Here is an 11663-nt window from a genome sequence, read left to right on the forward strand (position 1 = left end):
ATGTTAAAGTTCGCTTTAGTGATTTTGGATGGTTTCGGGTTGCGATTGGAGTCAGAGGGAAATGCTTTTCGGCTAGCCCATACTCCCACACTGGATCACCTATTGAACAAATACCCTATGATTCCGCTGGAGACCTCCGGCCGGGCAGTGGGACTTCCGGAAGGGGTTATGGGTAACTCGGAAGTAGGGCATATGAATATTGGGGCTGGGCGCATTGTTCGCCAGGACCTGGTGCGCATTAACGATGAGGTTGATTCGGGTGCCTTTCAGCGAAATCCAGTGCTTCTGGAACAAATGCATCAGGTGGTGGCCCGGGGCAGTGCCTTTCATGTTATGGGTCTATGCAGCGATGCCGGGGTGCACAGCCACTTGAATCATCTGCGGGCGATTCTGGAAACGGCCAAAAGTGAAGGTCTGTCACGGGTCCAGTATCACGCCTGCATGGACGGCCGGGATACGTCGCCTCTGGCCGGGCGTGGCTACCTTAAGCAGGTACAGGGTTGGATGAATGAGCTGGGTGTGGGTGCCATCGCTACGGTGGTGGGTCGTTACTATATTATGGATAGGGACAAACGCTGGGACCGGATCGAGAAAGCCTATCGCCTGTTAGTGCATGGGGAAGGCGAGACTTACGCCACGGCCATCGCGGCGATTGAGGCCTCCTATGCCGGAGATGTGGGCGATGAGTTCGTCACCCCCAGGATCATTGGCACGGCAAGCCCGATCCGGTCAGGTGATGCCTTATTGGCTATGAACTTCCGGGCCGACCGCATGCGGCAGATCATAAGCGCGTTCATTGAACCTGATTTCGCCCAGTTCCCCGTCAATTCCCTTCAGGTGGATGTGCGCTCCATGACCCAGTACGATGAATCGTTCACCATTCCGGTTCTCTTTTCACCGGAAAACCTTACCAACATTTTTCCGGAAATTCTATCTCGGGCCGGCTACCGCCAGTTACGCGTAGCAGAGACGGAGAAGTATGCTCATGTCACGTATTTCTTTAACGGTGGCGATGAAAAAACCTTCCCGGGCGAGGTTCGCATCCTGATTCCTTCCCCGAAAGTGGCGACTTACGATCTGCAGCCTTCCATGAGTGCGGAGGAAGTGACGGATCGGGCGGTGGAGGCGATTGCCGGCGGAAACTATGAGGCTATTATTGTCAACTTCGCCAACCCCGATATGGTGGGTCATACCGGGGACCTGGAAGCAGCGATAGCGGCCATGGAAACCATCGATCGGTGCGTGAGCCGGCTTTTGAAGGCTATGCAAGGGCTGAATGCTGCTCTGTTTCTGACTTCAGACCACGGTAATGTGGAAACGATGATCGATCTCGAGACAGGTAGACCCCATACTGCCCATACCACCCGCTCCGCTCCCTTTATTTTAGTGGCACCCAGCGATGATTTGCGTCTGGAAGGCAGCGGGAAGCTGGCTGACATTGCCCCTACAATTCTCACCTATCTGGATTTGGACATCCCCCCCGAAATGACCGGAACCAACCGGCTCGTCAGGGTTCCCGCCAATGCAACCTGATCGATTTCACCAGCTGTGCCAGCGGTTCACCGAACAGCGCCTGGTGGTTGTGGGTGACGTTATGCTGGATACCTACATCCTGGGCAAGGCCTCTCGCATTTCACCGGAAGCGCCGGTACCCATAGTGGCTGTAGATGAGATAGACCATCGCCCCGGCGGTGCGGCTAATGTAGCCTATAACCTGAGTTCCCTTGGTGCGCAGGTTTTTCTGGTAGGGGTGTCCGGGGCCGACGCGGCCGGGCAAGAGCTTGAGAGAACTCTAGCACGCTTTGGCATCCCACACCATATCTTTCAGGATAACGACCGCCCCACCACCGAAAAAACCCGGGTGATCGCCGGGTCCCAGCATGTAGTCCGACTGGATAAGGAATCCACTGTGCCACTGTCGGATGAACTATCTGAGAAGGTGGCTGCGAGAGTGGCCCAGGACCTCGCAGGGGCCAGCGGATTAGTTCTCCAGGATTATCATAAAGGTACCCTCACGCACAAGGTTGTTCAGCAAATGCGCACCCTGGCCAGGCAACATCGCTGTCCGGTTTTCGTGGATCCCAAATTTGACAACCTGGACGGATTCGAGGGTGCGAGTCTGATCAAGCCCAATCTGGCCGAAGCTGAGCATTTTGTCGGCCGTCCTCTTCGAACCGACGAGGAACTGCGCGCCGCTGGTCATGACATGCGGGCGCGTCTGAAAGCGGAGGTGGTTCTCATAACGCGCGGCTCCTTGGGAATGGATTTATTCGATCAGGAGGGCTACCGCCGCATCCCTACGCGCGCCCGTAAGGTGGCCGATGTCTGCGGTGCCGGTGATACGGTCATCAGTACTTATGCCCTGGCTTTGGTATCTGGGGCCAATCCCAGAGAGGCAGCCGAGCTGGCGAACTTTGCCGCCGGAACGGTAGTGGAAGAGATGGGCGTGGTGCCCGTGACCCTGGAAAAGCTGGAAGGACTGTTGCGGCATCATGCCACACCGTGAGATAAACCTGGTTCAGGCCGCCCTGATCGTCCTGCTTATCCATGCAAACTGCATCACTGCCCAGCATTATCATTACGAACCCGAGGACTGGCAATACATCCCGGCCACGGCCACCATCACTTCCGCCTCCGAGGGGCCCGACGGGATATATTTCAGCACCTTCGATGGGCTGCTCTTTTTCGATTATTATAACCAGGGTTTGGATCATCTCCCACAGATTAACATGGGGCTGCCGTCACACCACCTTTACCACGTTTATCATGACCCTTCCACTGACGGCCTTTGGGTGGTCTATGAAGACGGTATCGCGTTTCGCATGCGCACGGATGAAACCTGGCGCTTTGTGCCTTTCTTAGCCTTGCCAGACCATTTTCGGGGACGGGATGTGACTCGCGTGGGAGGCACGTTTGATGGCATCTGGATCGACCTGGGTGGCGTTTATACTCTGCTTAACTCATTTACCGGGGAGTTCATTCACCGCGACCTCGCCGGGCCAGACAACCCCGTAGCCTGGAACACCAGCCAGGCGGAATTCCTGGAGCCCCCGGACCTGCTTGGTTGGATCACGACAGGCCAATGGTCCTCAGCTATCCGTGAATTTCTCGGCCCCGGCTATCTTACCGCTGTACCCACCTTCGTCTTCCAGGATCGATACAATCGGTATTGGTATGGCACCGACATCGGGACCTTATTCAGGGGCGATCCCAGTACCCGTCGTCTGGAAGAGCTTCAAGCGGGTATTGCAACCAAACCGGTAATCACCATTTACCGGGATGGTGATCGGATCTGGTTCGCTGACAATATTTTTCGCCGCGAGGGTGTTCGACCTCTGCGCAGGGAGGGTTATTTCCTCAGTGCCTGGGACGAGCGAATTTCCTCCTGGCGCTACTATAGTAGTCTGTCATCAGAGGTGATTCGGGATGCGGGTGTTAACGCTATACTCCGGGTTGGTCGCCAAATGTGGTTGGCTACCATGAACGGCATTGTATTACTGGAAACCCGCACCGGCGCCTGGGGATTCATCGGCTCGAAAGCCGGATTGCGGGACCAGGCTATTTGGGACCTGGAACGACACCAGGATGAGATTTTCGCGGCCACCATTCGCGGTATTGACCGCATCAGCCCCTCCACCCGCCTGATTATTCCCGAAGATAGTTCAAGCGTATCGCCGATGGTAGAAGTGTATTGTCTGTTGAGTGCTGGCCAGGTCCTTTACGCTGGAACAGCTGACGGGATTTACGCGTACCAGAGTGAGAGGCCAGTCAAGTGGTGGCGCACATCCGCACTACCGGCAACCAGCATGTGGGGTGATGGGGGGGATATGTTTGTGGTGGCTAACAATTATGTTTATCAGCGCGGGTCGAAGGAGAAGGATTTTACACTTACGTCCATCTCGCTATCTGGTGAGGCTAAGATTCTGGAAATTAAGGGTTACGGATTGTACATTTGGCTAGCGACATCCCAGGGTGCCCTACTATATGATCGCCGGGAGCAGCGACTATTCACATTTGGCGGAAAGGAAGGGTTACCGTCGGAGGTTGTCTATGCTATCGAACCCAGCGCGGACTGGGTCTGGTTCCTGACAAAGGATGGTGTCGTGCGATTCAATTGGAAGACTTATTTTGAGTAGGTCAATTGTCATACTAACCTGCCTGCTGGGAATACTGCGGGGCACGGAGCCCTCCGGCTCGCAGCTTCCCGAGCGGATCCGGGAAGAGTCGCCCCTCAAGATTACCACGAGTCAATCGCCTACTCTTCTGGGCGATTCGGTCCAGTTAGATGTCTTTACCAAAATCCCACTGGATCAGCTGGTGTTTGTGTCCCACGGTGAAAATTTCAAGGCCACCTACGAACTCTCCGTCTTTGCCGTTGATGAGAATGGAATGGTGTGCGGTACCCGCATATGGCTGGAAGAAGTGGTCAAGGCACGGTATAAAGAGACCCAATCAGCCGATCTGCACCACATCGCCCATACTGACTTTACGCTTCCGCCTGATGAATACAATATCACAGTGAGCCTGGTGGATCAGGACAATCGTCAGAGCTATAACGCCAGTGAAAAGATTGAGATTACCGGGTACCCCCGGGATCAGCTGGTACTGGGCGATATTCTGCTCCTAGCGGACATCCAGAAGAGACCAGGTCAGCCAGACAACCTGGTTCCCTACGTGGATAATCAGATCTCTGATGTGATAGATTCATTCCATGTTCATATGGTGATTCGCAGACCCGCGGGGGCCCATTCGGAAGCGACCTTGGAGTACAGCCTGGAGACGAAGGACGAAACGACGGTCGCCACCTCCAGCAGGACACTCAACCTGGCGGAGGCTCTCAGCACCCATATTATTCCGGTGGCCGCCGGTCAGTTGAAGGAGCGCAGATATACCCTCAAGCTGCGGGTAGAGGTGGACTCTCTGGAAGCGAAGCAATCGGTCCCGATCCATGTCACCTGGGCCGGTTTCTCCGGTGAGATTGAGGACATTGAGCTGGCCATCGAACAGACTCGCTACGTGGCTACACGGGCCCAGCTCCAGAAGATGAGAGGGGCCACCGGTGAAGCCAAACGGGAGGCGTTCCTGGAGTTCTGGCGTGCGCTCGATCCCACTCCGGATACGCCCAGCAATGAGCTCATGGACGAGTATTACCGCCGGGTGGGGTACGCCAACACCTATTTTCGCAGCTTCCAGCCAGGTTGGGAGACAGACCTGGGCATGGTATATATCATTTACGGCCAGCCGGACGACATCGAACGGCATCCCTTCGATATGCAACAAAAGCCGTATCAGGTCTGGTTTTACTACGAACGGGGCTGGAAATTCATTTTCGTTGACGTGAACATGTTCGGTGACTATCGTCTGGTCACCCCATTATATCCCAGCCGCTCCTTTTAAGGCGTCCTGAAGGCTTCGCCTTGCCGAGCGACTGGTTCTCCTACTCCCGCCTACAGGTCTTCGATCAATGTCCCGCCAAATATCGTTTCATCCATATTGAAGACCGCCCCGCCAGCGGTGAGTCCATCGAGAGCTTCCTGGGGACTCGCCTCCATGAGGCGCTGGAATGGCTCTACCGGGAACGTCGTTCGGGGCGGAACATCCTTTTCGACGACCTGCTGAAGCGGTATAGTGCCCTCTGGATGGAAGCGTGGCACGGCCGCGTTAACATCGTTGATCCTGGCTGGGAGACGGACGACTACTACCAGCAAGGGCAGCGCTGCCTGGCGGGCTATTACCGCCGCCACACCCCCTTTGACGAACCGGTGCACAGTACCGAGCAGATCCTCACCTTTGACCTGGGCGGGCGGGGCGGCTACCTGATGAAAGCCATCCTGGACCGGCTGGACATCCACGGGCCGGGATGGTGGTCCATCCACGATTACAAGTCGGGGAGGAGAATGCTCACCGACGCCCAGGCGGAAAAGGACCTGCAGATGAAGGTCTACTTTCTGGCCCTGGCGAGGACCCGTGAGAAAGTGGAGCGGGTGGACGTGGTGTGGCACTTCCTGCGCCACGGCCAGGAGGTGTCTCTGAAGCACGTGGGGTGGAACCCAATGCGCATCGCCACCATGCTGAAGAAGCGCATTGACAGGGTGCGCGAGTATGAGGCACAGCCGACTCTGCTCCAGCCGCAGGAGTCGCTCCTTTGCAGCTGGTGCTACTACTGGGAGGTCTGCCCGGTGAAGTGCGGGGCCGAGCATCCGGCGCGAGTGGCACGGTGAGAAAGGATCATTTATCCATATTACCCAATCCTTTTTCGCCATAATACGGGTAAGGGAGCCAGCCCATAGTGCCTATGACGCAATGACATAGATTACATTCCGGGCGGCACTCTTCCGAAGGTAAGGTAGGGGTGAGAATGGAATGGGGACCGGTACTATATAAGGATGCTCTAATATATAAAATAGTGAGGTATGAACCTGTTTGTCTCACTGACTCGAGGATTGTCCAGGAGGACCACTTCTCCGGCCCGGTGACCGACGGCGAGTCAGCCTCGCGGCTTGCCCGGCGTAGCGTAGTAAAGACGGGAGCGAGCAGGGAGGGTTTGTCTTCGGCGCGCGGTACTATCCCGACGGAATCCCTCCGGGACGATCCCCAGGTGGGCCGCTGGACGCAGGCCGAAGCGCTGGCCAGAAAGTACCCCGGTTGGAGCCCGTACGTGAATGGGTTGGTAAACCATATCAAATGAGTCAATCTAATAATTTAATCTCACTCTCACCTTTAATGACCAATCCAGTGGCGACCTCACCAAGCCCAACGTGCAACTGACCCTAACCAACGTCTCCGGTCGCAGTTTCAAGGTCCTGCAGCCCCGGGCTGAGGAGATATAGTAGGACCACATTTTCCTGATATTGCTGGAACTGGTGTCTGTCTAGAGCTTTATTCTTCGGTTGGTCGTAGTTAAGTTAGCCGCGGCCCCGGACTTCCGATGCCAGGCACACAGGCCCAGGATTTGGAGAGGTGGCTGAGCTGGCTGAAAGCGCCCGCCTGCTAAGTGGGTATACGGTGAAGAACTGTATCGAGGGTTCGAATCCCTCCCTCTCCGCGATTTCAGTGCAACGGAAACCGGGAGGAGTGGCTGAGCGGTTGCCCCGAAGGGATCCCTTTGGGAAAAGCGGCTGATTTAGCAGGTAGATCTTTGATATGTATTATGTTTACGTATTGAAAAGTCTTTCTCGAAAGGATTGGCATTATATTTGTATCAGTGCTGAACCTGAGCGGCGGCTTGATCAACATAATCGTGGCAAGGTTAGGTCGACGAAAGGTTATCGGCCGTGGGAGATCATCCATAAAGAGCGGTTCCTGGATCGATCGGCTGCAACTCGTCGGGAGAGATATTTAAAGACCCTGCCAGGCCATGCTGAGCTAAAATCTCTTCTGGAAGATCAGGGGATGTGGTGATTGCTCCTCGGGCTATTTGATATTTTTATCACTCTTGAGACGGGTAATGACTTATGGGAGGAGTGGCTGAGCGGTTGAAAGCGGCGGTCTTGAAAACCGTTGACCGGTGATCCCGGTTCGGGGGTTCGAATCCCTCCTCCTCCGCAGAGAGATTTTTGATAGGAGAATCCCTTCTCTTCGGTGACGAACTGTATCGAGCGTTCTCCCGGAGGGACCCCTGTGGGGGAATCCCTCCCTCTCCGCGATTTCAGTGCAACGGAAGCCGTGAGGAGTGGCTGAGCGGTTGCCCCGAAGGGATCCCTTTGGGAAAAGCGGCGGTCTTGTCCCGGAGGGCTCCTCTTAAGGAGTCCTCCGGATCCTCCGGAAAAACCGTTGACCGGTGATCCCGGTTCGGGCGTTCTCCCGGAGGGACCCCTGTGGGGGAATCCCTCCCTCTCCGCAGAGTGGTTTTAGGAGAGGAGAATCCTTTCTCTTCGGTAACGAACTGTGTCGGGGATTCTCCCGGAGGGACCCCTGTAGGGAATCCCTCCTCCTCCGCAGGGAATATTCTGATCTGGTAAGACTAAGGAAGTGAGATATACGGTATACATATTTCGATGCCTGAGCACGGGCACCTATTTTATGGGCGTGACTAACGACCTCCGTTCCTGCCTTGAGGAGCTCAGGAGTCACAGCGGATGGCGGCGACTGGCCCATCCGGAGCTGCTGCATGTAGAGCAGCATGACAGCCGGCTGATGGCACAACGGCGCCTGCAAGCCATCCATCGTCAGTGGCGACACCTGACTACGCGGCCCGGCATCCTGGTACCGGACCTGCTTAATACCACCTCCGCGGCCCTCATTTCCAGCAGTCTTCACTAACTCCGCCGTCCACCACAGCGAGCCTGCCAAGTTCCCCATGGCGATTGACTTACTTTCCGGCTGGAGGCTAAATTCCAACTCAGGGGAGAGGTGTCCGAGAGGCTTAAGGAGCTCGCCTGGAACGCGGGTGCTCGGTGATCCCGGGTCGAGGGTTCGAATCCCTCCCTCTCCGCAGAGAGGTTTTTGAGAGGAGAATCCTTTCTCTTCGGCGACGAACCGTAGCGAGCGTTCTCCCGAGGGGACCCCTGTGGGGGAATCCTTCCCTCTCCGCTAATTCCCCACAGGCTCATTCTACTGGTTATATTATCCACGGTAAGGCACCGGCAGAAGGGTAACTTCATCTATATTAAGACCGCTTAGCAACCGGTAATCGGAATGGCGTTTCCGTGGGAGAAGTATACCTGGCTGATGCCCGCAACCTGGGCCGATTTGGCCGTTCCAAGTTGGGCCGGTAAAGACTATATTTAATGGTTATATTATAAACCATTCATGTAAATATCTCAAGAGGCACCCCATGAAGCATTCTACCATACGTTTATTATTTTCTTATTTCCTGGTAAGATTCATCATTCTCGCAGCGGCACTGGCGGTGGCGCTGCCCCTCTGGGCCCAGGAGAGCCCTATCGCGCTGGTTCTCAAATCCCGCGGCGAAATGCTGATGCGCCGCCAAGCCGACGCCACCTTCGCCACTGCCCTGCAGCCAGCTGATTCCCTCTTCAATGGCGATGCCGTACGGGCCGGTGAAGACGGTTTCGCCTCGCTCATCTGCCTGGATGACAAGACGCTGTTGAAAGTCAAGGCCAACAGCCAGTTCCAGTTTGTGGAGAGCGAGAACGTACGCACCATAGATATGCAATACGGTACTCTGCGTTCCACTCTGCCCCAGCCTGTTAAGTCCTTCCGGATAGAAACGCCGGTATCGGTAGCGTCGGTTAAGGCGACGGACTTCTGGTTGATTCACGATCTGAGGGCGGGGGTTGACCGGGCCTACGGCGTGGAAGGCGTGGTGGAGATTCTCAACCAGATCAGTGGTATCACGCAGAATCTGACGGCCTACACCATGATCATTTCCACCGCGGCCGGTGTGGTGACGCCGCCCGTGCCCATTACTACTGACGAGCTGCCCATCGATCCGGATGAGGTGGAACTGGAACCCGAACCGGAGGTGCCGGAGGAGGGAGTTGAAGAGGAAGCTCCGGAGGTTGAAGTTGAGGTGGAACCCGGTGAGGCGGTCGCTCCGCTCGAGGAGCTGTTCATTGGGGAAGAGCCGGCCGTGGAAGAGCCGGTGGCTCCAGCGGTTGAGGAGGCCCCCGAGGAAGAAGCAGCCGCTGAGAAGGCCGGGCCGGGCTTCGGCCTGGGATTGGGCTCCGTGACCATTGGTGGGCAGGTTTACTACCAGCTGGCCCTGCGACCCGAATTCAGGTTCGGCAAAATTGGCATCGGACTCGATCTGGTAGGTTACATGGACGCCCAAGGGAACTTCCGCAAGGACGAATGGGACGAACCCTCCGATTACCTGGATAAGGTCCTGTACCTGCGCTATGGAACGGAGCAGGACCCCTTCTTCTTCCAGATCGGCGCCATGCCCCAGGTGCAATACGGCTTCGGTGCGCTCATGAATAATTACTCCAACATGGCTGAGTTCCCCCAGGTGCGCCGGGTCGGTTTCGAAGTCGGCGGGCGCGTGAGTAAGAATATCCGCGTCAAAGGCTTTACCGCCGATCTGAAAGAATTCCGAACCAGAGGCGGATTGGTCGGATTAAGGGGTACCTACCGCCTGTCCGAGATCTTCCCGCTCACGCTGGGGATGAGCGTTTTAGGCGACCTCAATCAGTATGGTGGCCTGAAGGATAAAGACGGTGATGGCCGGCCGGATCTGGTAGACGATTTCCCGCAGGATAAGGAATACTGGCTCGATAGTGATGGTGATGGCCGGGCCGACAATGATGATGAAACCGAATTTGACATCGATGGCGATGGATTTACCGACAACACCCCTGATCCAATCAACCAGCCCAATAACGACCTTGACGGCATTGATAGGGCCCCGGAGCCTTTCAATTTAGAGGAAGAAGAAAGGGCTATAATGGGCGTCAGTGCTGATATCAGCTATCCAATCCTCAACAGAAAGGCGCTGGGTCTGGTGGCGTATGCCGAATATGGGCTACTGAATTATGGTGGTCCCCTCTCGGTTCTACAAGGAGACAAGCTCTATAAAAGTAATAGTGGTTCTGGCATCGTCGGTCCGGGTCTCAGGGCGCGGGTATTGAATCTCATCAACCTGGGGCTGGAATATCGCTATACTTCCGCGCTATTCCAGCCGGGCTTTTTCAATAGCACCTATGATTTCGAACGGGCACGCATCATAGCTGTCAGCGATGATTCCAGCTATGTAGAGACCAAGGACCAGGCATCAATAAGTAATCCCTATAACTTATCAGGGATTTACGGAAGCGCCTCCGCGAGTCTATTCAATGTCGTGACCTTCAGCGCTGCCTATCAGAATTTGAAGCCGGCTAAGGCGGATACGTTAGCGAAAGAGAGCAACAGCTTCATTGCGAACCTGTCTGTTAATACCGATATGATCCCGAAGATTTCCGATGCTATGGCCTACTATATCCGGACTAATGACGAAAACCCATTCGATTTCGCTAATCCAAGTTCCAACACTACTTGGGGCTATCGGGTTGCTTATGCGTTGGCACCGGGTGTGGACTTGATTTACAACCAGCAGGTGTCGTATCGATACATTGCTGGCGAAATCGAGGAGGTTCGCCTCTTGACTGTGGAGACTGCCTTCCGGTTCTAGTGGAATTCCCGGGCTAATGCGGGCACGGAGGTAGCACAATGAGGGTGAAGAGATGAAGATTTGCGTGGAATACTGTGTACAATGAAATTACCTACCCCGGGCCGCCAGTTTGGCGCAGAAGGTACTTGAACGGTACGGCAATCAACTGGAGTCATTCACCCTGTTCCCCAGCGGGGGTGGTGCTTTCGAGTTTTCGATTGATGGCCGACTTTGTTTCTCGAAAAAATCCCTGGGACGCTTTCCTGATGATAAGGAAATCTTTCAGCTCATTGACAGCCATTAGCACGCTCCTGCTGGTTAGCCTCCTGGCAGGTCAGCAGCGTGGCGCCTGGGAAATCCCGGTGGTTAGCAAATATGTCGGTGCCACCATCGATATTCCGGAGCAGGAATATTACCAGATCTTTGGCAAGGCAAGGGGATTTCTATCGGCCCAATTTCGGGAGACGGCAAAGGGCTTTGAGGCTATCATTCAGACCGAGAGAGGGTGGCTCACCCGTTCCTATACGCGACGGGAGTTTTACGACCTGGGACTGGCGGTTGATCTCAGGGGCCCTATCGATCCCCGGGTTTGGGTAGAGCTCAGTGGGCAGCG

11 protein-coding genes and 3 tRNA genes are annotated in these 11663 nt (G+C 55.5%); all 14 read left to right on the plus strand.

The features are described from left to right. Window positions 1-1533, plus strand: a complete 1533-nt coding sequence (gpmI, locus tag ACETWG_13310) for a 2,3-bisphosphoglycerate-independent phosphoglycerate mutase (GenBank protein ID MFB0517564.1) — start codon at window positions 1-3, stop codon at window positions 1531-1533. After that, window positions 1523-2506: a D-glycero-beta-D-manno-heptose-7-phosphate kinase gene (rfaE1, locus tag ACETWG_13315; GenBank protein MFB0517565.1), complete on the plus strand. Its 984-nt coding sequence runs from the start codon at window positions 1523-1525 to the stop codon at window positions 2504-2506. The genes gpmI and rfaE1 overlap by 11 nt, the downstream gene beginning before the upstream one ends. Then, on the plus strand, window positions 2493-4136 hold the full coding sequence (locus ACETWG_13320; protein ID MFB0517566.1) for a hypothetical protein: 1644 nt from the start codon (window positions 2493-2495) through the stop codon (window positions 4134-4136). Before rfaE1 ends, ACETWG_13320 begins: the two co-directional genes overlap by 14 nt. Continuing rightward, window positions 4129-5397 carry a GWxTD domain-containing protein gene (locus ACETWG_13325; GenBank protein MFB0517567.1) on the plus strand — a complete coding sequence of 423 codons (1269 nt, stop codon included), beginning with the start codon at window positions 4129-4131 and terminating at the stop codon, window positions 5395-5397. Before ACETWG_13320 ends, ACETWG_13325 begins: the two co-directional genes overlap by 8 nt. A gap of 20 nt (window positions 5398-5417) precedes the next feature. Beyond that, entirely contained in the window at window positions 5418-6221 is an 804-nt protein-coding gene (locus ACETWG_13330) for a RecB family exonuclease (GenBank protein MFB0517568.1), read from the plus strand. A 185-nt stretch (window positions 6222-6406) separates the two neighbouring features. Continuing rightward, a complete protein-coding gene (locus ACETWG_13335; GenBank protein ID MFB0517569.1) occupies window positions 6407-6688 on the plus strand; it encodes a hypothetical protein in 282 nt (93 codons plus the stop codon). A gap of 266 nt (window positions 6689-6954) precedes the next feature. Next, window positions 6955-7045 (plus strand) — tRNA-Ser (locus ACETWG_13340). Window positions 7046-7143: 98 nt separating this feature from the next. Further along, complete coding sequence (locus ACETWG_13345) at window positions 7144-7401, plus strand: GIY-YIG nuclease family protein (GenBank protein ID MFB0517570.1); 258 nt, start codon at window positions 7144-7146, stop codon at window positions 7399-7401. Window positions 7402-7457: 56 nt separating this feature from the next. After that, window positions 7458-7545, plus strand: a tRNA-Ser gene (locus tag ACETWG_13350). A 426-nt stretch (window positions 7546-7971) separates the two neighbouring features. After that, entirely contained in the window at window positions 7972-8262 is a 291-nt protein-coding gene (locus tag ACETWG_13355; GenBank protein MFB0517571.1) for a hypothetical protein, read from the plus strand. An 84-nt stretch (window positions 8263-8346) separates the two neighbouring features. Beyond that, window positions 8347-8434, plus strand: a tRNA-Ser gene (locus ACETWG_13360). A 342-nt stretch (window positions 8435-8776) separates the two neighbouring features. Continuing rightward, entirely contained in the window at window positions 8777-11071 is a 2295-nt protein-coding gene (locus ACETWG_13365) for a FecR domain-containing protein (GenBank protein ID MFB0517572.1), read from the plus strand. Window positions 11072-11123: 52 nt separating this feature from the next. Beyond that, window positions 11124-11354 carry an Rdx family protein gene (locus tag ACETWG_13370; protein MFB0517573.1) on the plus strand — a complete coding sequence of 77 codons (231 nt, stop codon included), beginning with the start codon at window positions 11124-11126 and terminating at the stop codon, window positions 11352-11354. Continuing rightward, the coding region (locus ACETWG_13375; GenBank protein MFB0517574.1) for a hypothetical protein at window positions 11341-11663 on the plus strand (323 nt) is incomplete at its 3' end. The genes ACETWG_13370 and ACETWG_13375, both read left to right, overlap by 14 nt.

The sequence above is a fragment of the Candidatus Neomarinimicrobiota bacterium genome (assembly GCA_041862535.1).
GTDB lineage: Bacteria > Fidelibacterota > Marinisomatia > SCGC-AAA003-L08 > TS1B11.

Excerpts from the sequence above, each read along its gene's own strand:
- gpmI (MFB0517564.1), top strand. The coding sequence starts at position 1 with ATGTTAAAGTTCGCTTTAGTGATTTTGGATGGTTTCGGGTTGCGATTG.
- rfaE1 (MFB0517565.1), top strand. The coding sequence starts at position 1,523 with ATGCAACCTGATCGATTTCACCAGCTGTGCCAGCGGTTCACCGAACAG.
- ACETWG_13320 (MFB0517566.1), top strand. The coding sequence starts at position 2,493 with ATGCCACACCGTGAGATAAACCTGGTTCAGGCCGCCCTGATCGTCCTG.
- ACETWG_13345 (MFB0517570.1), top strand. The coding sequence starts at position 7,144 with ATGTATTATGTTTACGTATTGAAAAGTCTTTCTCGAAAGGATTGGCAT.
- ACETWG_13365 (MFB0517572.1), top strand. The coding sequence starts at position 8,777 with ATGAAGCATTCTACCATACGTTTATTATTTTCTTATTTCCTGGTAAGA.